Here is a 23,107-nt window from a genome sequence, read left to right as displayed (position 1 = left end):
GATCCAGCAAGATCCTGCGTTCAACGCCCAACCGAACCCTCATGAAACGACAGATCACGTCCGAAGCCACCCGTCTCGCGCAACAACAGGCCAACTGGGCACTCAACGCGTTCAAGCGCTTCTCCTCCGACCGCTGCTCGGCGATGGCCGCGAGCATCGCGTTCTTCTCGGCGTTCTCGCTCGCGCCGACGCTCGTGATGGTGATCGCCGTGGCCGGCTGGTTCTACGGCGACGACGCCGCGCGCGGCCAGGTGTTCGAGCAGGCACACCAGTTGATCGGCGACGATGCGGCGGCCAGCATCCAGACGATCGTGCAGAACGCGCATCGCGCGGGCCAGCGCGGCGGCATCGCGACGCTGATCTCGTTCGCCGCGCTCGCGCTCGGCGCGTCGGCGACGTTCGCGTCGCTGAACACCGCGCTGAGCGTGATCTGGCCGAGCACGGAAAACCGCTGGTCGAGCATGCTCGGGCTCGTGCGCGTGCGGCTGGTTTCGTTCGGGCTCGTGCTCGGCGTCGCGTTCCTGCTGATCGTGTCGCTCGTGCTCGATACCGCGATCACGTTCGTCGGCACCTGGCTGCTCGGCAATTCACCGTACGTCGCGATCACCAACCTGCTGCAGTTCTTCGTCGGCATCGCGGTGCTCGCGGGCGCGTTCGCCGCGCTGATGAAGTTCCTGCCCGATGCGCGCGTCGCATGGCGCGACGCGATGATCGGCGGGATCGTGTCCGCGATCCTGTTCTCCGGCGGCAAGAAGCTGTTCGCGCTGTATCTCGCGCATGCGGGCACGGCCAGTGCGTTCGGCGCGGCCGGATCGTTCGCGGTCCTGCTGATGTGGCTGTACTTCTCGGCGGCCGTGCTGCTGCTCGGCGCGGAGTTCGCGGCCGCGCGCGGCGATGCGCATCGCCACAACGGCAACGGCAACGTCGCGGCCGTGTCCACGCCGGCGGATCGCGCCGCCGATCGCGCAAGCGGCAACTGATCCCCACCGATCGCCTCGAACGCGGCCGCGCGGCGCGCGCGCCGCATCACCGCCCTACGCTACAGCCTTCCTTTCCGCAACCACCCGCCCGCCGCGCGTTGATGCACGTTGATGCGTTCCTTGCATCAGCGCGCGATGCATGCTGCAACGGCAAACGTTTGCATGCCTCGATTTCCGTGCGCCAACCGGCGAAACCTGCCCTTTCGCTGCCGAACGCACCAACTGTTGCAACAATCGCAGCGCAGCAAATGTCAACTATTTCAAAAAGAGGAACAGTCCTTGATGTGCTTGATATATATAGACTTTTTCTCGCTGTTACCTTTTCGAGACACTTTATTTTTTAAGCTTTCTTGCATGTATGGCACTGAGCTATTCTCCAATCCGCAACAAATAACGAATGACGAATCATTTGCGTGGAGATACTCAACGATGAAGAAACTCGCTCTCTCGACCCTCTCGCTCGCCCTGCTGGGCGCCGCTGGCGCTGCTCACGCTCAGTCGAGCGTGACGCTGTACGGTGTGATCGACACGTCGATCGCATGGGTTCACGGCAACGACGGCCAGGCCAACAACTCGTGGCAAATGCTGTCGGGCAACCTGCAAGGCAGCCGTTGGGGCCTGAAAGGTGCTGAAGATCTCGGCGGTGGCCTGAAGGCGATCTTCCAGTTGGAAAACGGTTTTGATCCGGGCACGGGCCACCTGAACCAGGGCGGTCGCATGTTCGGTCGTCAGGCATACGTCGGCCTCGAGAGCAACCAGTACGGTACGCTCACGCTCGGCCGCCAGTACGACCCGCTGGTCGACCTGGTCCAGGCAGTCACGGCTGACAACTACTTCGGCAGCGTGATGGCAACGCCGGGCGACGTCGACAACAACGACAACTCGCTGCGCGTCAGCAACGCAATCAAGTACACGTCGCCGGTCTGGGCAGGCTTCCAGGTCGAAGGCATGTACGCCCTCGGCGGCGTTGCAGGCAAGACGGGCTCGGGCCAGACGTGGTCGGTCGCTGCTGCGTACAACAACGGCCCGGTCGGCGTTGCAGCAGGCTACTTCTACGCAGCCAACCCGTCGCCGACGACCACGCCCGTGCGCGGCGGCTGGGGCTCGACGACGTCCGACAACATCATCGACGGCCCGATCAACTCGGGTTACGCAACGGCGAAGTCGATCGCCATCGCGCAAGTCGCAGGCCAGTACGCACTCGGCCCGGTGACGTTCGGCCTCGGCTACAGCAACGCACAGTACAAGCCGGACGCATTCTCGGGCTTCGGTTCGACCGAAAAGTACAACACGGGCCGCGCGTTCGTGACGTACCAGGTCACGCCGCCGCTGCTGCTGGGCCTCGGCTACTCGTACACGAAGGCAAGCGGCGACACGAACGCGAAGTACCACCAAGTCGGTATCGGTGCGGACTACTCGCTGTCGAAGCGCACGGACATCTACCTGGTCGGCGCATACCAGCACGCGAGCGGCACGCAGCTCGTCGACGGCGTGCAGCAGACCGCGCAAGCGTCGATCGCTTCGTACGGCTTCGCCGGCAAGAGCTCGGCCGAACTGGTCGCACTCGGCATTCGCCACAAGTTCTAAGAAGTACGTTTCCGGTGTGCATGGCGTCTCCGACGCCATGTCGCCGAACTGCAAAACCAGTCATCGGTTTCGGCCGTGGCTGGTTTTTTTTCGTCCGTTGCCGGCGCCGCCGTGGCGAGCGGCGACCGTGGCCGGGACTCGGGTATGGCAACCGGCCACGAGCGGCGCCTGGGCCGCCTGTCGAGCGCAGGAAGCCTGTCCGGAGGCATCCGGATACCCGTCACTGTCCGACGGCGGCATACGGCCGGTCAGGCGCACGCCGCCCCGGCCGCCACCGCGCCCCGCCATATCACCCCTGACGCGTGACAGGAGGTTCCGGCGTCGCAACGGACGCATGTCCGTCCGCCCTGCCGATTTCGATACCGCGACGCGAAGCACTATGCTTCGACGTGTCGATTTCGACAGGCTTCGTCCGTCGTATCGATGGCGGCACGCGGATTGCGCCGCTCCTCACCGACACCCGACAGGAGACGCTCCATGACGATTCAGAAGATCACGCCGTTCCTCTGGTACGCGACGGAAGCCGAAGAAGCCGCGGCCTTCTATGCGGGCATTTTCCCGAACTCGCGCGTCGTGCGCGTCACGGCGGTCGCCGGCACCGGCGGCACCCGGATGGTCGAGTTCGAGCTGTTCGGGCAGCCGTTCATCGCGATGAGCCACCCGCGCACCGAGACGTTCAACCACGCGATCTCGCTGATGATCAGTTGCGGCGACCAGGCGGAACTCGACCGCTACTGGAGCGCGCTGCTCGACAACGGCGGCACGGCCGACGGCTGCGGCTGGCTGCGGGACCGCTTCGGCGTCTCGTGGCAGATCGTCCCGGACGCACTGATTCCGATGATGGCCGACCGCGACGCGGTCAAGGCGGCGCGCGTGGCCGCGGCCATGATGCAGATGACGAAGTTCGACGTCGCCGCGCTGCAGGCCGCATACGCCGGCACGGCGGGCTGACGAAGCCACGAGCGCGGGCGCGTCCTTCGCGGGGCATCGGCACGTCGGTGGAACCCGTGCGATCGGCGCATGACCGCAGCCGTCGACGGGATTGCATCGCGCCGCGACGCAATCGCAGGCCGCGACCGTTCGCGCGCCACTACGCCGACAGCATCGCTTCGACGATCCGGCGCGCGTAGCGCACGAATGCGGCGACCGGTTCGCCGGACAGCAGCGCATCGTCGCCGTCACCATCGCCGCGCAGATAGACGGCACGCGCGGCCGACAGAACGGGCCGGTACGCGTCGGGCAGGCGTTCCAGCACCCAGGCCGCGGCGACGTCCTTCGGCGCGATCCTGCCGGTCGCGGCGCTGTACCAGATGCGTGCGAGCGCGAGCACGACGTTGCATTCGTCGCCGCGCCAGTCCGGCTCGGCGTGCCACTGCGCAACGGTGGCGAGAAGCGCGGCGGCGAAGTCGCGCGCGGGCACCGCGTCGAACCACGCGGCCGCGCGCGGCCCGCGCAGCGCAACGTCGTGCTGCCGCACCTTCGTCAACAGAATCGCCGGATCGTGATCGACGCACGCCGGCTCGACGATGCCCGCGCGCAGATCGCGGCGCAGCCATTCGCCGAACGGCAGCTCGCGCCGGGCCGGATAACGCCACGGCACGACGTCGCCGCGCACGACGACGGTCACTTCCAGCGCGCGCATGTGCGCCACGCTCCCCGGCGGCGCGGACACGTCGAGCAAGTCGAGCATCAGCGCGCGTCGCACCGCTTCGCCCGGCGATGCGGCAACCGTCACCAGCAGGTCGATGTCGCTGCGCGGTTTCACCCCGCCGTCGAGCGCCGAGCCGAACAGATGCATCGCCTGCAGCGTGGTGCCGAGATGCCGTTCGAGCGCGGCGCACGCGGCAGCCACCTGGTCGGCGATCCCGGCGGGTACGGTCGCGGCATTCATGACGCGAGACCCGCGCGCAACGTGCGGCGATGCAAAGCGGCGCGTCGGCGCGAACGCGACGATCCGGCCATCCGCGCAAGCGGCCCGCGGTACCGGATATGCATTCCGTCACACCGCATCCGCGCGGCGCGACGCCGAAGCCGCTGCGTGATTTGCGCACCAATAAAAATCCCCGCACGCTTTCGCGTGCGGGGATCGTCGGACTTCGCAACGGCCGCCGACATGCATTCGGCGGCCGTTACGCGGCATTACGCAGCCGCGTCCTTCAGCTTCTTCAGCGCACGTGCCTTCACGCGCACGCTGGCCGGCTTTGCCGGGAACCAGCGCTCTTCGCCCGTGAACGGATCCTTGCCGAAGCGCTTCTTCTTCGCCGGCACGACTTGCGCCGTGATCTTCAGCAGACCCGGCAGCGTGAACTCGCCTGCGCCCTTCTTGTGAACCGAGCCCAGCACGACGTTCTCGAGTGCGACGAGCACTGCCTTGACCGCCTTCACTTCGACAGCTGCGCGCTCAGCGATGTGCGTTGCGAGCGATGCCTTCGTGAACTTGTCCTTCAGCGGCGTCGGAGCGGCCGGTGCTGCCTTCGCGACAGCCTTCTTTGCCACTACTTTCTTCGCGGGCGCAGCCTTTTTGGCAGCCACTTTCTTGGTGGCCGGTGCGGCAGCCTTCTTGGCCACCTTTTTTGCGGAAGTCGCCATGTTTCTCCTACCAGGTGTGGTCGTTGGATACACGAAGCGTGCAACGCGCGCGCTTCAACGCCGGATTCTACAAGCGCCGTGACGCTTCGTGCAGTACTTTTATGCGTTTTCGCGGGGTTTCCCGCAGGTTTTGTTGCGCGTGACCGACTTCAACGACGCTCGAGCATCGAAAAACGCCTTCACGTATACGTCGAAACGCGTCCGAACGCGAATTACGTTCGATATTTGCGCACCTATACTGACCTCGCTCAGTGCCCCGGATGCCTTCATGCGCGAAGTCAGATACGTCAAAGGACTCGACGGCCTGCGAGCCATCGCCGTCATCCTCGTTTTCCTGTCCCACAAGGGCCACGTCCTCGCTGTCGACGTGGGCAAGCTCGGTGTGTGGACGTTCTTCTTCATCAGCGGATTCCTGATCGTCGGCGAACTGCATCGCAACCGTCAGGCGATCGAGTGCGGCACGATGACGCGCCGCCATGCGTTGGCGCTGTTCCTCGCGAAGCGCGCGCTGCGGATCTTTCCCGTCTACTACCTGCTGCTCGCCGCGCTCGCGATCGCGCACGCGCTGTTCTACCAGCGCGGCGTCAATCTCGGGATCGCGTGGCACGCCGCGTTCCTGTCGAATTACTGGATCGGCGTCGTCAAGGACGGCTGGCCGGGCTCCACGTCGCACTTCTGGAGCCTCGCGGTTGAGCAGCAGTTCTATCTGATTGCACCGCTCACGCTGCTCGCGGTGCCGGCCGCGCGCCACGTCGCGCTCGGCATCGCGGCCGTCGCGCTGTGCGCGCTCGCCCATCTCGCGCTCTACGCCGTCGACGCATCGCCGGTGCTGATCTACGCATTCTCCCCGTGGAATTTCGCGCTGATCGCGCTGGGCGGCGTCGGTGCGATGGCGCTCGGCGATCGCGGCGCGGCCGTCGTCCGCCGCATTCCGCCCGGCTGGCTCGGCGCCGCCGGCGTCGCGTTCTTCCTCGCGCTGCCCGCGTTCACGACGCTGCCGGACGTCGTCACGGGGCTCGCGGATCTCGGCCTGTCCGCGTCGCTCGGCGCGCTGCTGCTGTGGATCGTCACCGAACCCGACCACCCGGCCGTGGCGCTGCTCGACTGGGCGCCGCTCGTCTATCTCGGCACGATCAGCTACGGCTTCTACCTGTTCCACAACCTGATTCCGGCGCGTTTCGGCGAGATGCCAACGCTGCTCGCGCACGTGCCGATGCCCGGAATCGTCAGGGACGTGCTGCCGGAACTGCTGCAGTTCACGCTCGCCGTGCTGCTCGCGCATCTGTCCTGGCGCTATCTGGAAAGGCGCCTGCTCGACTTCAAGAAGCCGATCGCCGCGCTGCTGGCCCGGTACTTCGTCGCACGGCCGGGCACGTCGCCACGCTGAGAAGGAAACCGGGACGGTTACGTCGCCGCGCTGAACGGGACACCGGGACGGACACGGCGCAACCGGAAAATGTGCGTCGGCGCCGGCGATGCCACGCGCCGAGATGGTGCGGCCATCAGTCCGAGACGCGCGTTACAGCGGCGGACAAACGCGGACAAACGCTCCCCTGCGGCACGGGGATGCGCCATCGACCGCCCTTGCGAATCGACGCGCCGACCCGGCATCGACAGCTATCGCACCGCCCAACCGTCGTTCATCAGGCCGTACGCGGCCGACGCGTCGTCACCGGTTCACGGCCACGGTGCCCGGGATCCGACGCGCACGCGAGCCGGCATCGCCGCCCGGCGACAAACCGGAATCGTCGCGCCCGCACCCGTCGAACCCGTCCGGATTCAGCACCAAGGATTACCCGCCACCCCACGCTTGCGCATCGCCCGTCCGCCCGCAAAAAAGCCCCGACGCACAAGGCAGCCGGGGCCAACGGAACAACCACCACCTGAAACAACGGAGCAGCGCGGCTGCTTATGCGACAGCAGCCAGCGCGGGCAGGCAGGTACGCAGGTACGCCTCGAATTCGCGGCTCACTTCCGGATGCTGGAGCGCGAGTTCGACGGTCGCCTTGAGGTAGCCGATCTTGCTGCCGCAATCGAAACGCGTGCCGTAGTAGCGATACGCGAGCACCTGTTCGTTCGCGAGCAGCGACTGGACGGCGTCGGTGAGCTGCAGCTCACCGCCCGCGCCCGGCTTGAGCCGGCGCAGGTGATCGAAGATCGTCGGCATGAACACGTAGCGGCCGACCACGCCGAGGTTCGACGGCGCGTCTTCCGGCGCCGGCTTCTCGATGATGCCCGACAGCTTGATGATGTCCTCTTCCCACTCGCGGCCTTCGATGACGCCGTACGAGCGGCTGTCCTCGCGCGGAATCGTCTCGACCCCGATCACCGAGCTGTGATAGTGGTCGAACACGTCGACGAGCTGCTTGAGCACCGGCTGTTCGCCGTGCAGCAGGTCGTCGGCGAGAATCACCGCGAACGGCTCGCCGTGCACGAGCTTTTCCGCGCACAGCACCGCATGGCCGAGACCGAGCGCTTCCGGCTGGCGCACGTAGAAGCAGTTCACGTGGCTCGGCTTGATGCCGCGCACGAGTTCGAGCAGCTTTTCCTTGCCGCGCGCCTCGAGTTCGGCCTCGATCTCGTACGACTTGTCGAAATGATCCTCGATCGCGCGCTTGCTGCGCCCGGTCACGAAGATCATCTCGGTGATACCGGCGTTGATCGCCTCCTCGACCGCGTACTGGATCAGCGGCTTGTCGACGACAGGCAGCATTTCCTTCGGGCTCGCCTTCGTTGCCGGGAGGAATCGCGTGCCGAGACCGGCAACGGGGAACACGGCCCTGGTGACTTTCAACATGTTCGCATCCTGATTGCGTTGACTGCGCCGCGTCGCTGGGCGACCCGGCGCGATTGTTTTCCGAACGGCATATCGAGAACCGGCGGCACGGCCAATTCCACTCCGCTCATTTTCGATATGGACAGATTGCCCATGTTTCCGGAAAAGAGATAATCCGCGAACCCGGTCGATATTGCCGAACCCGGCGCCGAGGCAGAAACAAATTACCGATTTTCCGGATACAAATTCTTACGATTCGAATTCTTCGATATACGGGACGCCGCCCCGCTCGAGACCCGGGCGAATCGGCTCGTTCTTCAGCGCCTCGCGGTACGCCGACAGCACGGCCATGACCAGCAGTACTGCCGCGCTCGCGATCCAATGCATGTCCATCTTGCCGCTCCTTGCATCAATCAACTGGAGCTTCAAACTATCAGAAAAAAATCGGCAAATAATTGTGGCGGCGGCGAAACCGCTTTCAGACCGGAATAAAACCGCCATCTGAAATACCATTATTTCCCGGCGAGATTTTTTTATTCATTCGATCGAATTCTTGCGCATTACGATTGGACCATCCCCTTCATCCGTCGCAAGGAATCGAATCGCATGCAAGCTTTCAGCGGATCGTCTTTGACCGCGCCGCCCGTCGCCGACCACAAGGAACACGTGATCGACGCGATGCGCGGGTTCGCGGCGCTGCTCGTCGCCTATTTCCATTGCCGCCAGGTCGTCTGGGTCGGCATGCAGAGCTTCCATCACGCTTACGGTCACGCCCTGAACCCGAGCGTGATCGCCGGCTACCTGACCTTCCCGTTCGCGTGGGGATCCGCCGGCGTGCCGATCTTCTTCGTGATCAGCGGCTACTGCATCCACCGCAACGCGGCGCTCAAGCTCGCGGCCAACCCCGCGTACCGGCTCGACGCGCCGAACTTCTGGGCGCGCCGCTTCGCGCGCATCTACCCGGTGCTGCTCGCCGCGCTGCTGTTCACGTTCGCGATGGACGCGGTCAGCCTGCAGATCGCGCCGGTCAGCCACAAGATCCGCGATGTCGGCATCACCGCGTTCCTCGTGAACCTGTTCTCGCTGCAGGGCGTCGCCGGCTACACGTACGGGTCGAACGGCGCGTTGTGGACGCTGTCGCTCGAAGTGCAGTTCTATGTGATCTACCCGCTGCTGTTCGCGCTGCGCCGGCGCATCGGCATGCCGGCCATCGTGGCGAGCGTCGCGCTCGTCAACGTCGCGTCGGCGTGGCTGCTCGAACGGCACGACCTGCAGTTCTTCACGTCGTACTGGCTGTCCTGGACGGTCGGCGCGTGGATCGCCGACGTGCGCGCGCAGCCGGCGCGCGGCGCGGCCGCCGTGCCGTCGCGCGCGTGGTATCTCGCGGCCGCCGTGCTGCTGGCCGCGGGCTGCGGCGCGTTCCATTTCGGCCAGTACGGCGCGTTCCAGCTGTGGGCGGCCGGCTTCGCGTGCTTCCTGTACCGCGCGCTCGCCTGCCCGCCGCGCCCGACGCCGCTGCTGCGCGTGCTCGGCTGGTTCGGCGACTTCAGCTACTCGCTGTACCTGATCCATCTGCCGCTGTTCGTCTGTCTCGGCTCGGTGCTGTTCCACTCCGAACTGCAACTGTCGATCTGGCCGTCGATCGCGTTCATGGCCGCCGCGATTCCGGTCGCCTACGTGTTCTACCGGCTGTTCGAACGCCCCGCGATGACGTGGTCGGCCAGCCTGAAGCCGGCGCGCACCGCCCGCGTCGTCGCACCGGCAACCGAACGGGCCGTCTGAACGGCGCCGTTCGCGCGCTCACGGCCCCCGCCCGGCGTCAGGCCGCGCGGGGGCCTTTTCATGGGCAGGACGGTCGCGAGGATGCATGTGCGCGGCGGGGCGCGGCGGGTACGACGTACCGAAGTGCGTAAGCCGCGGCGTCATGCGCGGCCTGGGCGGCTGCACGACCGTCGCATCGCCCAACCCCTCATTCGATCCACGGCAGGACCACACAGCGCCGCTCCTGGCGTCCCACGAAGCGATTCCGGTCCGGGCGGCGGCCGGATTCACGCACGCCGCGACGCATCGCGCCGCCGCCCGACCGCATCGTCGTTGCGGCCCCGATCCTGCGACCGAGTCCCGCCCGGATTCCGCCGCTCACGCAATCGCTCGCCTGTGCGCAGGCGACGGATTCGTAACGTGCGGCGCGCCCGGCGCGCGACAGGCTCGGCTCCGCCCAAAACGCAAAGCCCCCATGCAGCGCAACGCCGCATGAGGGCCGGGTTCCGCCGGTTCACGGCGACACGCTTCGCGCGCCGCCGCCGGCTGCCACCTACCGCTTCTTCGCCTTCGCGGCCTTCGCCGTATCCGCGAGGATCTTCTCGACCCGCTCCACATAGGTTTCGGTGCCGAACCGGCGCACCGCGGTCGCCCGCCCGCTCACGACCAGCCGCTCGCGCAGCGCGGCGTCGTGCTGCAGCCGTCCCAGCGCGTCGGCCAGCGCGGCCGCGTTGCCCGGCTCGCACAGCAGCCCGTTTTCACCGTCCTCGATGATCTCGACGACCCCGCCCGCGCGGGCCGCGACCACCGGCCGCCGCGCGAGCATGCCCTCGACGATCACGCGCCCGAACGGCTCCGGCGTGATCGACGTATGCGCGACCACGTCGACCGCCTTCATGCACGCGGCCACGTCGCGCTGGAAGCCGAGGAAATGGACGCGGTCGTCCATCCCGTGACGCGCGACGATCTCGTGCAGCTGCGCCGCGTAGTCGTCCTCGCCGAACAGCGGCGCGCCGACCAGCACCACGTGCAGGTCGGGATGGCGTGCCGCGGCCTCCAGCAGCAGATGCTGCCCCTTCCAGTGCGCGAGGCGGCTGAACGAGCCGACCAGCCAGGCATGCTCGGGCAGCCCGAAGCGCGCGCGCAGCGCGGCCTGGCTGGCGTTATCCAGCGCGTCGAACGGTTCGGCCGAAATGCCGTTGAACACGACGTCGACGTGCTGCGGCGTGAAGCCCGTCAGCGCACGAAATGCCTGCGCGGACGCGTCGGAATTCGCGATCACGCGCGTGACGCCGAACCGCGCGCAGTACTTGATCGCCATCAGCTGCTTGCTGCCGAAGTGATCGCCGCTGACGATGTCGCGCAGGTGCCAGACCACCGGCTTGCGCGCGAGCCGCCCGGCCAGCGCCGCGACCACCATCGCGCGCTGCGTGTTCGCGTAGATCACCTCGGCGCGGCGTGCGCGCCGTGCGACGTCGCGCACGAGCGTGTAAAGCTGCTTCAGCGCGCCGGCCGACACGCCGCCCTGCTTGCGCACCCCGGCGAGCGCGCCCTGGTCGAGCACGTCAACGCGCGCGCCGATCTCGTCGAGCGCCGCGCGGAACGGGCCGTCGTCGAACAGCAGCACGTCGGCATTCGCGCGCATGTGCTTCATGATCTCCAGCAGCGACAGCTCCGCGCCGCCGAGCACGCCGCTCTGGTCCAGCACGAGCGTCGCCGGGCCGCGCGCGGCCGGCATCGGCGCGACGGCCGTGCCGCGCTGCGCGGTCGCGCCGGGCAGCGCCGCCTCCACATAGTCGAGAAAGCGCCGCCGGAACGTGTCGGCGGAGAACCGCTCCGCATTCGCGCGGCACGCGTGCGCCGAAAAGCGCTGCGGCGCGCGCTCGAAATCGTCGACCGCCGCGACGATCGCGTGCGGCGTCTGTTCGTCGAAGAACAGCCCGGTCGGATTCGCGTGCGAGCGCGGTTCGAGCACGGTCTCGAGCGCGCCGCCCTTGCCGTACGCGATCACCGGCGTGCCGCATGCCTGCGCCTCGACCACCGAGATCCCGAAATCCTCCTCGGCCGCGAACACGAACGCCTTCGCGCGCCGCATCCGGTCGTGCAGCACCGCGAACGGCTGGTAACCCATGATCTCGACGTTCGGGCCGGCCTTCGCGCGGATCTTCTGCATCTCCGGGCCGTCGCCGATCACGACGAGCTTGCGCTCCGGCGTGCGCGAGAAGGCCTCGACGATCAGGTCGATCTTCTTGTACGGCACCATCCGCGACGCGGTCAGGTAGAAATCGTCCTTCACCTCGTTCAGCGAGAAGCCGTCCACGTCGACCGGCGGGAAGATCACCGCCGCGTCGCGGTGATAGACCTTGCGGATGCGCCGCGCGATGAACGCGGAGTTCGCGACGAAGCCGTCCACCGCATTCGCGGTGCGCGTGTCCCAGTTGCGGATGTAGTGCAGGATCATCCGCGCGAGCAGCGATTTCGGCCCGTGCGTGAGGTTCGACTGTTCCAGATACTGGTGCTGCAGGTCCCACGCATAGCGGATCGGCGAATGCACGTAGCTGATGTGCATCTGGTCCGGGCCCGTCAGCACGCCCTTCGCGACCGCATGGCTGCTGGAGATCACGAGGTCGTAGTCCGACACGTCGAGCTGCTCGATCGCGAGCGGCATCAGCGGCAGGTAGCTGCGGTACTTGGTGCGCGCGAACGGCAGCTTCTGGATGAACGAGGTCGTCACCGGCTTGCCGCGCACGAACGCGCGATCGTCGAGAAAATCGACGAGGCTGAACAGGTCCGCGTCGGGAAAGCACGCGACGATCTGTTCGAGCACGCGCTCGGCGCCGGCGTACGTGACGAGCCAGTCGTGGACGATCGCCACGCGCAGCGGGCGCGACGCATCGCGCGCGCCCGCCTGTGCGGCCGGTTCGGTCCGGCGCAGCGCGACGGCGTCGCCGGCTTCGGCCACGGCGGCATCGGCCGTGGCGAGGTTCAGGATGGCGTGTTCCGCCAGATCGCGATTCATGTGGTTTTCCTCGCATTGAGACGGACGAACAGGTCGCGCACCAGCGCGCGCAGGACCGGCGTCATCGTGAACGACCACGCCAGGTTCAGCGCCAGCACGACCGCGCAGAGGCCGATCGACTCGCCGAGCCCCGACCACGCTTGCGCGAGAAACAGGCTCGCGAGCAGGAAGGCGAGATGCGCGAGCATGTCGAGCACGATCGCGCGCATCCGGATCGCCGACAGGTAAAGCAGCACGCCGTAGTCGACCAGCGCGCGCGTCGCGACGACCACCGCCGCGCCGATCAGCCCGTAGTGGTGAATGCCGAACCACAGGCCGCCGACGAAGAACGGCATCTCGACGAGCCCGGCGAACGCGGCGCGCGCCGGGTTGACCTGCGACTGGATCAGGATCCGCGTGACGCTCGCCTGGCCGACGAGCCATACGCTGATCACCAGCACGCGGCCGACCGGCGCGGAATGCGCGGCGAGATCGGCGCCGACCCACAGCGTGAGGAACGGCGCGAGCGCGAAGATCGCGACGATGCCGACCGGCGTGAACACGCCGTTCAGGAATTCGAGCGACTGGCGCGCGAGCGTGTCGGCATGATCGCGACCGACCGCCGACAGGCGCGGAAACAGCGTGCGCACCAGCGCGTTCGGCAGCATGTTCAGCCGCGTGACGAGGTTCTGCGGCACCGTGTAGTAGGTGACGAACTTCGCGCCCATGCCGGCGCCGAGCATCACGCGGTCGAGCGTGTCGGCGATCATGCTCGCCATGCTCGCGATCAGCATCCAGCCGCCGAAGTTGAACAGCCCTTTCGCGGTGCCCCACTGCGGCGGATCGATGCGCCGGATCCCGAGCACCTTGATGCTCGCTTGACCGAGCATCACCGCCGCGATCAGCCGCGCGACGACCGCCGCCGCCAGCACCGTCTGCAGGTTCGGCGCGATCCACCACGCCGCGCCGAGCGGCAGCAGCTGGAACAGGAACGTGCCGATCGTCTGGTTCGTGTTGAACACGCCGAACCGCTCGGCGCCGTTGATCGCGCCGGCGAACACCCACGACACGTTCGCGAGCGGAATCGCGAGCGCGAGCCACGGCAGCGCGAGATACACCTCGTGCTGCATCGCCGCCGACACCTTCGTGAAATACGCGGTGTAGACGAACGCGCCGAAATAGATCAGCAGGCCGCCGGCGATGCCGGTGCCGAGGTTCAGCCAGAACGCGCTCCAGAACACGCGGGCGCTTTCGTCCGCGTTGCCGCTCGCGAGCGCCTTCGAGATGTGGTTCTGCGCGGCCATGCTCATCCCGAGATCGAGGATCCCGAAATAGCCGATCAGCGTCCACACCAGGCTGACGACGCCGTAGCGTTCGACGCCCAGTGCGTGGATATACGCGGGCACCGTCACCAGCGACACGAAGGTCGGCAGGATCAGCCCGATGAAGTTGATCGATACGTTCTTGAGTATGCCTTTGTCCATGCTTCTGCCTTGTGTGACGGCGACTGCGACGACGGCGCGCCGCCCGTCACGGTTTCCAGCGATACATCAGCACCTTGCCGCGTGCGTCTTCCTCGACGAACACCAGGTATTCGCCGTTCTCGCGCCGGAACGCGCTGATGCCGAACGGCACGTCGACCCAGCCCGACGCCTTGCCGACCTCGGCGCCCGGGCTCATCACGCCGACTTCCTTGCCGGTTTCCTTGTCGTACACGTGGATCTTGCCGACCGGCTCCACCGTGAAGATGTAGCGGCCTTCGACCGTGATCCCGATCAGGTCGAGGATCGGCTTCGCGTCGAGCTGCCACGGCAGCGCGACCGTGTAGCGCACCACCGGCGAGCCGGTCGACCACTTGTCGAAGCGCATCAGCACGCGGCCGACTTCCTTGTTGATGCCCGGCTGCGGCGGCGCGTCGGCCGTGTAGCCCGTCACGTACAGCGTGTCCGTCTGCGGCTCGTAGATCGCGCGGCGCAGCTGCGTGAACGGCTGCGGCATCGGATAGGTCGTGACCTTGTCGTACGCGTAGATCGGGTTGCCGGCCTTGTCGACACCGCCGTAGCTGAAGCGATGAATGCCGCGCACGTCGCTCGTGCGCCAGATGTCGCCCTTCGTGTCGACCCACCAGCCCCAACCGCCCGCCTTCGCCTTGCCCGTCGTGTTGGTCGTGAACTCGTCCTCGTCGAGCCGGCCGTTGCCGTTCGTGTCGCGCCAGATCCAGTCGCCGCCCGGCGGCTTGTTCGGCACCTTGTCGACCGGCCGCCCGCGGCCCGCGATCAGCCCCGACGGAATCGCGACCTCGCCGTCGCGCTTCGCGTCGAAGCGGTAGATCTTCAGGTGATCGGCGTACATGTCGGTCAGGTACAGGAACGTGCGGCCGTCGATACGCCGCGCGAACGGCATGCCGGGGTACTGGTCCGTGTGAAACACGGGATCGTCCGGATACTTGAAGCGGTTCGACAGGAAGCCGGCGTATTTCCAGTCCTGGCCGGGCGGCTTCGACAGGTCGAGCTCGAAGCGCTTGTTGCCCGTGTACACGCTGTTCGGCCGCGCCGGATCGAGCCACGCGCCGTCGACGAACAGCAGCCCCTGCACCTGCCAGCGCAGCTTGCCGTCCGGCGCGTAGCTTTCGAGCACGGCGCCGAGCCCCGCGCCGATCGTGTCGTGGCGCGGCCCGATGCCGTTCATCGACACGTACACGTTGCCCGCGCGATCGACGCCCACGCCCGTCAGCCCGTTGAAGCGCTGCGGCCCGGGGCGGCCCGGCACGGGGCCCGCGAAGATCCCGCCGCGCTCGCCGAGCGTGCCGGACGGCGCGTAGCCCTTGCCGCCCTTCGAGTAGATCAGCACCTGCTGGCGCGGGCCGTTGTCCGCGACCAGCACGCGCCCTTTCGCGTCGACCGCGACGTCCACCGCCTCGGCACCCTCGGGCAGCGCGGGCGCGTCGTCGAGCTTGCGGCCGTCCGCACGCACGTGCACGAGGCGCGCGGGCCCGCTGACCGTATCGGCGAGCAGCCACAGCGTGCCGTCGCCGGCGAGCGCGATGCGGCCCGGCTCGTGTGCATTCCACGTGCCTTTCTTCTGCATCGTTTCGGCGTCGAACACGTCGACTTCGTCATGCGCAGGATTCGTCGCGAACAGCGTCTTGTCGTCGGCCGCGAGGCCGCCCACTTCCGCCTTCAGCTCGCCCACCTCCGACCGCGCGGGAGCCGCCACCTCGTTCATCACCATGAAGCTCGCGGCCATCCGCGCCCGGCCGGCATCGGCACGCCCGCCGGGGGCCACCTGCGGCGCCGCGCGGAACGGCGCGGGCTGCTTCATGTCGCCGATCGTGCGCCGCGAGATGCCGTACCACTGCTTGCCCTTGTCCGGCCAGATGCCGGGCGACTGCAGGTGGCCGCGCTCGTTGCCGACGCCGATCGCGACGTACGCATACTTGCCGTTCACCGCGACGGCGTTGCCGCCGAGGTTGCCCCAGCCGTGCGTGCCGCCGGCGAAGCCGAGCATCTTCCCGTCCTGGTAGACGCTCGCCTCGGCACCGCTCTCGTCCCACGGCGCGTTCGTATACACCTTGCCGTCGGGCGTCACCGCGATCGCACGAATGTCGATCTGCGTCCAGCTGCCGTCGCCATAGCCGAACGTGTTGCCGATCCACGACGTGGTCGCGGGCAACACGGTCTCGGCCGATACGGCGCTCGCGGACAGCGCCGCGCATATCGTCATGCCAACCAGAATCAGACGTCGCAATGCGCTCTCCAGACTCGATGCGGAAGCGACCGGCGCCGCGGCGTGCTGCGTGCCCGGATGACCTGTCGCTAAATGGGTTTCAAACGTCGCGATGCAGGTTACAAGCAAAAATAATCACAAGAAAATTGGAAATATTTGGGGATGTTTCCGCCTGAAATATCGAGTCGGAACAGCGTGAAACCGGCCCGGCGAAGCGGCAATATCGACCGCCTTTCGCGCGGCGATCCGTAGAAAATGCCGCTCCGGCCCGCCCGACGGGGCGCACAGCCTGCAAACCTTTCATCTGGCGATTAAAACGACCGGCATTTGAATGTTTTCAGCCAGATAAACGACATGCGTTTTTTTGCCGATTTCTTTTCCCTAGAATCGATTTCGATTCAATATTTCATTTAAACGCATGCATTACGTTCACGCATCGGATGCGCGGCGCGCCACGGTATCGACCGCGCGTCGCGAAGGAGCGGCGCGATGACGGGCATCTCGCGCACCGTCGACCTCGCCCCGCCGCAACACGGCCGCATCGTGCAGCTCGACGGGCTGCGCGCGATCGCGGTCGGCGCCGTGTTCCTGCAACACGCGCTGAAGGCGCCGCTGTGGATGGGCGTCGACCTGTTCTTCGTGCTGAGCGGCCTGCTGATCACGGGCATCCTGCTCGATCGCAAGGCGCGCGGGCAGTCGTACTTCAGCCACTTCTACGCGCGCCGCGTGCGCCGGATCCTGCCGCCGTACGTGCTGCTGCTGGTCGTGTCGACGCTGCTGTTCGGCGCGAGCTGGCTGCCGCACTGGCCGTGGTTCGCGTTCTTCTCGACCAACATCGGGCTGTCGCTCGGCAGCATCGGCCACGACAGCCTGAACGTGCTGTGGTCGCTCGCCGTCGAGGAGCAGTTCTACATCTTCTGGCCGTTCATCGTGCTGTGGTGTTCGGAACGCGCGCTGCTGTGGATCGCCGCCGCGCTGATCGTCGCGGCACCCGTGCTGCGCGCGATCGCGACGCCGTGGTTCGATTCGTTCTGGCCGATCTACTACCTGACGCCGTTCCGGATGGACCTGCTCGCCGCGGGCGCGCTGCTCGCGATCGTGCTGCGCCGCGACCGGCGCGCGCTGGAACCGTTCTATCCGCTCGCGATCGCAGGCGCGCTCGTGTCGCTCGCGATCCTCGGCTGGCTGCACCTGTCGTTCCCGCGTTTCCGCGCGGCGAACACGCCGCTGTCGAACGCCGCGCTCTACAGCATCTCGCTGCTGCTGTGCACGTCGATCGTCGTGATCGCACTGCGCGGACGCGGCCTCGTGCAGCGTGTGCTGACGAACCCGCTGCTCGTGTACGTCGGCACCGTCAGCTACACCGTCTACCTGATTCACCTGAGCGTGCTGTACGCGCTGTGGCCGCTGCACCTGAACCGCTTCGTCACGGCCGCGCTCGCGCTCGCCATCACGCTCGCGTACGCCACCCTGAGCTGGTACGGCTTCGAGCGGCGCCTGACGCGCGGCCCCGTGCGCAGCGCGGTGCCCGCCGCCGCGCGCACGACCGCCTGAATTTCTCAATCCATCGTTTCGACCAGGACATTGCCATGAGCCAAACTCGCAAGAAGGCCATCATCACGGGGATCACCGGGCAGGACGGCGCCTACCTGACCAAGCTGCTGCTCGACAAGGGCTACGAGGTCACGGGCACCTACCGCCGCACCAGCTCGGTGAACTTCTGGCGCATCGCCGAGCTCGGCGTCGACACGCACCCGAACCTGTCGCTCGTCGAGCACGACCTGACGGATGCCGGCTCCAGCCTGCGGCTGCTCGAACGCACGCAGCCCGACGAGCTGTACAACCTGGCCGCGCAGAGCTTCGTCGGCGTGTCGTTCGACCAGCCGGCGACGACCGCCGAGGTCACCGGCATCGGCCCGCTGAACCTGCTCGAGGCGATCCGCGTGGTGAGCCCGAAGACGCGCTTCTACCAGGCATCGACGTCCGAGATGTTCGGCAAGGTGCAGGCGATCCCGCAGACCGAAACGACCGCGTTCTACCCGCGCAGCCCGTACGGTGTCGCGAAGCTGTACGCGCACTGGATGACCGTGAATTACCGCGAGTCCTACGACCTGTTCGGCTGCAGCGGCATCCTGTTCAACCACGAATCGCCGCTGCGCGGCCGCGAGTTCGTCACGCGCAAGATCACCGACACGGTCGCGAAGATCAAGCTCGGCAAGGCGACCAGGCTCGAGCTCGGCAACCTCGACGCGAAGCGCGACTGGGGCTTCGCGCTCGAATACGTCGAAGGGATGTGGCGGATGCTGCAGGTCGACGAACCCGACACCTACGTGCTCGCGACCAACCGCACCGAGACCGTGCGCGACTTCGTGCAGATGGCGTTCGCGGCCGCCGGCTACCAGATCGAATGGACCGGCAAGGGCGAGCAGGAACGCGGCCTCGATGCCTCGAACGGCAACGTGCTCGTCGAAGTGAATCCGAAGTTCTACCGCCCTGCCGAAGTCGACCTGCTGATCGGCTGCGCGGACAAGGCCAGATCCAAGCTGGGCTGGGCGCCGGAAACGACGCTCGAACAGCTTTGCCAGATGATGGTCGAAGCCGATCTGACGCGGAATCGTCACCATGACACGTACTGATGCCGGACGCCCGTCGCGCCGTGCATTCGTCACGGGCCTGACGGGCTTCACCGGCCGCTACATGGCGCAGCGCCTCGAGGCGGCCGGCTACGACGTGTGGGGCACCGTGGCGCCCGGCGCGGCGCGGCCGGACGATCCGGCGTTCGCGAACTGCACGCTGCTGCCGGTCGACCTGGTCGACGCGAACGCGATGCGCGCGGCGGCCGCCGATGCGCGGCCCGATGCGGTCGTGCATCTCGCCGCGCGTGCGCACGTCGCGCAAGACGAGCCGTCGCAGACCTACGCGGTCAACATAGTCGGCACGCGCAACCTGCTGGCCGCGCTCGCGGGCCTCGACCGCCGCCCGTCGGCGGTGCTGCTCGCCAGCAGCGCGAACATCTACGGCAATTCGACGGCCGGCGTGCTCGACGAGAGCATCGCGCCCGCGCCCGCGAACGACTACGCGGTCAGCAAGCTCGCGATGGAATTTGCGGCGAAGCTGTGGGCCGACCGGCTGCCGATCGTGATCGCGCGGCCGTTCAACTACACGGGTGTCGGCCAGGGCGATGCGTATCTGCTGCCGAAGCTCGTGTCGCACTATGCGCGCAACGCGCCGCGCATTTCGCTCGGCAATCTCGACGTGAGCCGCGATTTCTCCGACGTGCGCGACGTGACGGCCGCCTACCTGAAGCTGCTCGAAGCCGCGCCGGCCGGCGAGACGTTCAACATCTGCTCGGAGCGCGCGTATTCGCTGAAGGAAGTGCTGGCGATGCTGTCGCGAATCGCCGGCTACGTGATCGACGTGACGATCGATCCGCGTTTCGTGCGGCACAACGAAGTAAAGCGCCTGAGCGGGTCGCGCGACAAGCTGCGGCGCGCGGTGGGCGAACTGCCCGTGACGCCGCTCGACGACACGCTGCGCTGGATGATGGAAGCGCTGCGCGACGTGCCGGAGCCCGGGCAGGCCGGCTGATTCCGGCAACACGACGCGCGTTTTCGTCTCCAGCCTCAAAGAAAACGGGCCGCTCGATCTGAGCGGCCCGTCGTCATGTCGGCCCTGGAATCGGTGCCGCCGTGCTCAGCCCTCGAGGCCGCGCGCGAGATCGTTGCGCAGGTCGCCCGCATTCTCCAGGCCGACCGCGAGGCGGATCAGCCCTTCGGTGATCCCCGCGGCCGCACGCGCTTCCGGTGTGATGCGCGCGTGCGTCGTCGTCGCCGGATGCGTGATCGTCGTGCGCGTGTCGCCGAGGTTGCCGGTGATCGAGATCAGCTTCGTGCTGTCGATCACGCGCCACGCGTTCGCGCGCTGCTGCTCCGGCGTGTCGCCCTTCAGCTCGAACGATACGATCGCGCCGCCCGCCTTCTGCTGACGCTTCGCGAGTGCGTGCTGCGGATGCGATTCGAGCCCCGGATAGAACACGCGCGCGACGGCCGGATGCGAATCGAGCCAGCGCGCGATTTCCAGCGCGTTCGCCGACTGCTTCTCGACGCGCAGCGACAGCGTCTCCATCCCCTTCAGCAGCACCCACGCGTTGAACGCCGACAACGTCGGGCCCGCGCTGCGCACGAACGGGAACACCTTGCCCATGATGAATTCCTTGGAGCCGACCAGCGCGCCGCCGAGCACGCGGCCCTGCCCGTCGAGGAACTTCGTCGCGGAGTGCATCACGACGTCCGCGCCGAGCTTCAGCGGCTGCTGCAGCACCGGGCTGCAGAAACAGTTGTCGACGACGAACAGCGCGTTCGCTGCCTTCGCGATCTTGCCGATCGCCTCGATGTCGGCGAGTTCGGTCAGCGGGTTCGACGGCGTCTCGAGGAAGAACATCTTCGTCTCGGGCCGCACCGCTTCCTGCCACGCGTTCAGGTCGGTCGGATCGACGAAGGTCGTCGTGATGCCGAACTTGCTGAAGATCTGCGAGAACATCCCGAGCGTCGAGCCGAACAGGCTGCGCGAGCTGACGAGGTGATCGCCCGCCTGCAGCGCGGACATCACGACCGACATGATCGCGGCCATGCCCGACGCCGTCGCGATGCAGGCCTCGCCGCCTTCGAGCGCGGCGAGACGATCCTGGAACATGGTGACGGTCGGGTTCGTGAAGCGCGAATAGGTGAAATAGTCTTCCGAATTCGCGAAGCGCTCGGCCGCCTCAGCCGCGCTCGTGAAGCAGAAGCTCGACGTGAGGAACAGCGCTTCCGAGTGCTCGTTGAAGTCGCTGCTGCGCAGCGTGCCCGCGCGCACGGCGAGCGTGTCGAAGTTGAGGGAGTCGTCCATGTTCCGTTTTCCGTATTCAAGGGGCGCGCCGACGGTCATGCATCCGGCGCGAGCCCAGCCACAAAATCAGGCCCAAACAAAAAGCCCGCTATGCGTCGGCATCAGCGGGCTTCGGTGCGGTACGACAGCGATCGACTCGGGCCGGCTGTCGCCGGCCTTCGCTTTAGCTGTTTTGGGAAGTCGCCCCGCGTCCGCAAGCTGAATCAAATCGACGCAAGGCCACATCCTAGCACGCTTCGTCGGAAGCGTGCGCCGGCATCACTCGACCGACAGCTGCAGGTTCATCTGCGAACGCGCGGTGTCGCCGGCCGTGTCGCGATCGGCCTGCGACGCCGGTGCGAGACGGGCCCGCTCGATCGCATCGAGGTACTCGGGCGTCACGGCGCCGGTGATGTAGTTGCCGTCGAAGCACGACGCCTCGAAGCGCTCGAGCTTCGGGTTGATGTCGCGCACCGCGCGGCGCAGGTCGTCGACGTCCTGATAGATCAGGTAGTCGGCGCCGATGATCTTCGCGACTTCCTCGTCGGTGCGGCCGTGTGCGACCAGTTCGCCGCGCGTCGGCATGTCGATGCCGTACACGTTCGGGAACTTCACCGGCGGCGCCGCCGACGCGAAGATCACCGACTTCGCGCCCGCATCGCGCGCCATCTGCACGATCTCGTGCGAGGTCGTGCCGCGCACGATCGAATCGTCGACGATCAGCACGTTCTTGTCCTTGAACTCGATGCTCATCGCATTGAGCTTCTGGCGCACCGACTTCTTGCGCACGGCCTGGCCCGGCATGATGAAGGTGCGGCCGACGTAGCGGTTCTTGAAGAAGCCTTCGCGATACTCGACACCGAGCTTCGCGGCGACCTGCATCGCAGCCGGACGCGACGAATCGGGAATCGGCATCACGACGTCGATCCGCACGTCCGGCAGCTCGCGCTTGATCTTCTCGGCGAGGTAGTCGCCCATGCGCAGGCGCACGTTGTAGACGGGCACGCCGTCGAGGCACGAATCCGGACGCGCGAGATACACGTATTCGAACATGCACGGATTGAGCGTCGGGTGTTCCGCGCACTGCTGGCTGTGGAAGTTGCCGGCCTTGTCGATGAAGATCGCTTCGCCCGGCTGCACGTCGCGCACGAATTCGAAACCGATGCCCTCGACCGCCACCGACTCCGACGCGACCATCCACTCGGTGCCGTGTTCGGTCTCGAGCTTGCCGATGCAGAGCGGGCGGATGCCGAACGGATCGCGGAATGCGAGCAGGCCGTAGCCGGCGATCAGCGACACGATCGCGTACGAACCCTGCAGGCGGCGATGCACGCCCGCGACCGCCTTGAACACGGCGGCCGGATCGAGCTCGAGGCCCGTCGTCGACAGCTGCAGCTCGTGCGCGAACACGTTGAGCAGCACTTCGCTGTCGGAATTGGTGTTGATGTGCCGGCGGTCGATCCGGAACATCTCGTCCTTCAGCTGTTCCCAGTTCGTCAGGTTGCCGTTGTGCGCGAGGATGATCCCGAACGGCGCGTTCACGTAGAACGGCTGCGCCTCGGCTTCGCTCGACGCCGAGCCGGCCGTCGGATAGCGGACCTGGCCGATGCCGAAGGTGCCGGGCAGGCTGCGCATGTTGCGCGTGCGGAACACGTCGCGCACCATGCCGTTCGCCTTGTACATGTGGAAATTGCTGCCGTCCGCCGTCGCGATGCCCGCTGCGTCCTGACCGCGATGCTGCAGCAGCAGCAAGCTGTCATAGATCAGCTGATTGACCGGGGATTGGGAGATAACACCTACGATGCCGCACATGGCATGTCCTTC

Annotated in this window: 17 protein-coding genes; 8 read left to right on the top strand and 9 right to left on the bottom strand. The window is 66.9% G+C overall.

Translation table 11 applies throughout. From position 1 onward, the window contains the following. The first annotated feature begins 41 nt into the window (after window positions 1–41). From U5771_RS03660 to U5771_RS03650, 3 genes are all read left to right on the top strand, one after another. Window positions 42–980: a YihY/virulence factor BrkB family protein gene (locus tag U5771_RS03660; protein WP_322022695.1), complete on the top strand. Its 939-nt coding sequence runs from the start codon at window positions 42–44 to the stop codon at window positions 978–980. Window positions 981–1,409: 429 nt separating this feature from the next. After that, complete coding sequence (locus tag U5771_RS03655; RefSeq protein ID WP_322022694.1) at window positions 1,410–2,567, top strand: porin; 1,158 nt, start codon at window positions 1,410–1,412, stop codon at window positions 2,565–2,567. A gap of 477 nt (window positions 2,568–3,044) precedes the next feature. After that, window positions 3,045–3,518 carry a VOC family protein gene (locus tag U5771_RS03650; RefSeq protein WP_322022693.1) on the top strand — a complete coding sequence of 158 codons (474 nt, stop codon included), beginning with the start codon at window positions 3,045–3,047 and terminating at the stop codon, window positions 3,516–3,518. Between the two features lie 139 nt (window positions 3,519–3,657). Here U5771_RS03650 and U5771_RS03645 read toward each other — a convergent pair whose 3' ends face one another. Both U5771_RS03645 and U5771_RS03640 read right to left on the bottom strand, forming a co-directional pair. Further along, entirely contained in the window at window positions 3,658–4,458 is an 801-nt protein-coding gene (locus U5771_RS03645; RefSeq protein ID WP_322022692.1) for an aminoglycoside adenylyltransferase family protein, read from the bottom strand. Between the two features lie 248 nt (window positions 4,459–4,706). Continuing rightward, the gene (locus U5771_RS03640; protein ID WP_011548077.1) at window positions 4,707–5,156 is read right to left on the bottom strand and encodes an HU family DNA-binding protein; all 450 of its coding nucleotides are present in this window, start codon (window positions 5,154–5,156) and stop codon (window positions 4,707–4,709) included. A gap of 268 nt (window positions 5,157–5,424) precedes the next feature. Between U5771_RS03640 and U5771_RS03635 the strand changes: the two genes are divergently transcribed. Continuing rightward, entirely contained in the window at window positions 5,425–6,543 is a 1,119-nt protein-coding gene (locus U5771_RS03635; protein ID WP_322022691.1) for an acyltransferase, read from the top strand. A 522-nt stretch (window positions 6,544–7,065) separates the two neighbouring features. Here U5771_RS03635 and galU read toward each other — a convergent pair. Continuing rightward, on the bottom strand, window positions 7,066–7,953 hold the full coding sequence (gene galU, locus U5771_RS03630; protein ID WP_322022690.1) for a UTP--glucose-1-phosphate uridylyltransferase GalU: 888 nt from the start codon (window positions 7,951–7,953) through the stop codon (window positions 7,066–7,068). Window positions 7,954–8,181: 228 nt separating this feature from the next. Further along, on the bottom strand, window positions 8,182–8,433 hold the full coding sequence (locus U5771_RS03625) for a hypothetical protein (protein ID WP_322022712.1): 252 nt from the start codon (window positions 8,431–8,433) through the stop codon (window positions 8,182–8,184). 105 nt (window positions 8,434–8,538) lie between these two features. Between U5771_RS03625 and U5771_RS03620 the strand changes: the two genes are divergently transcribed. Continuing rightward, window positions 8,539–9,714, top strand: coding sequence for an acyltransferase (locus tag U5771_RS03620; protein ID WP_322022689.1), 1,176 nt, complete (start codon window positions 8,539–8,541; stop codon window positions 9,712–9,714). Window positions 9,715–10,246: 532 nt separating this feature from the next. Here U5771_RS03620 and U5771_RS03615 read toward each other — a convergent pair. From U5771_RS03615 to U5771_RS03605, 3 genes are read right to left on the bottom strand one after another with little or no spacing between them, the layout of a single operon-like run. Beyond that, window positions 10,247–12,712: a glycosyltransferase family 4 protein gene (locus U5771_RS03615; protein ID WP_322022688.1), complete on the bottom strand. Its 2,466-nt coding sequence runs from the start codon at window positions 12,710–12,712 to the stop codon at window positions 10,247–10,249. Beyond that, on the bottom strand, window positions 12,709–14,175 hold the full coding sequence (locus U5771_RS03610; protein ID WP_322022687.1) for a flippase: 1,467 nt from the start codon (window positions 14,173–14,175) through the stop codon (window positions 12,709–12,711). The genes U5771_RS03615 and U5771_RS03610 overlap by 4 nt, the downstream gene beginning before the upstream one ends. A gap of 46 nt (window positions 14,176–14,221) precedes the next feature. Continuing rightward, window positions 14,222–16,414 carry a hypothetical protein gene (locus U5771_RS03605; protein ID WP_322022711.1) on the bottom strand — a complete coding sequence of 731 codons (2,193 nt, stop codon included), beginning with the start codon at window positions 16,412–16,414 and terminating at the stop codon, window positions 14,222–14,224. Window positions 16,415–16,906: 492 nt separating this feature from the next. Here U5771_RS03605 and U5771_RS03600 point away from each other — a divergent pair, with 492 nt between their 5' ends. Genes U5771_RS03600 through U5771_RS03590 form a run of 3 tightly spaced genes read left to right on the top strand, consistent with a single transcriptional unit; the run spans window position 16,907 to window position 20,005 of the window. Continuing rightward, window positions 16,907–17,971, top strand: coding sequence for an acyltransferase (locus U5771_RS03600; RefSeq protein WP_322022686.1), 1,065 nt, complete (start codon window positions 16,907–16,909; stop codon window positions 17,969–17,971). Window positions 17,972–18,006: 35 nt separating this feature from the next. Beyond that, window positions 18,007–19,053, top strand: coding sequence for a GDP-mannose 4,6-dehydratase (gene gmd, locus U5771_RS03595; protein ID WP_322022685.1), 1,047 nt, complete (start codon window positions 18,007–18,009; stop codon window positions 19,051–19,053). Beyond that, window positions 19,040–20,005 carry an NAD-dependent epimerase/dehydratase family protein gene (locus U5771_RS03590; RefSeq protein ID WP_322022684.1) on the top strand — a complete coding sequence of 322 codons (966 nt, stop codon included), beginning with the start codon at window positions 19,040–19,042 and terminating at the stop codon, window positions 20,003–20,005. The genes gmd and U5771_RS03590 overlap by 14 nt, the downstream gene beginning before the upstream one ends. Before the next feature lie 105 nt (window positions 20,006–20,110). Here the strand turns inward: U5771_RS03590 and U5771_RS03585 are convergent, their stop codons facing one another. Together U5771_RS03585 and purF are read right to left on the bottom strand one after the other, a co-directional pair. Further along, complete coding sequence (locus U5771_RS03585) at window positions 20,111–21,304, bottom strand: O-succinylhomoserine sulfhydrylase (RefSeq protein WP_057924140.1); 1,194 nt, start codon at window positions 21,302–21,304, stop codon at window positions 20,111–20,113. A gap of 258 nt (window positions 21,305–21,562) precedes the next feature. Beyond that, the gene (purF, locus tag U5771_RS03580; protein WP_322022683.1) at window positions 21,563–23,095 is read right to left on the bottom strand and encodes an amidophosphoribosyltransferase; all 1,533 of its coding nucleotides are present in this window, start codon (window positions 23,093–23,095) and stop codon (window positions 21,563–21,565) included. Window positions 23,096–23,107: the final 12 nt, after the last annotated feature.

The sequence above is a fragment of the Burkholderia sp. BCC1977 genome, assembly GCF_905339595.1.
Classification (GTDB): Bacteria; Pseudomonadota; Gammaproteobacteria; order Burkholderiales; family Burkholderiaceae; genus Burkholderia.
This window is presented reverse-complemented; position numbering and strand designations above follow the sequence as displayed.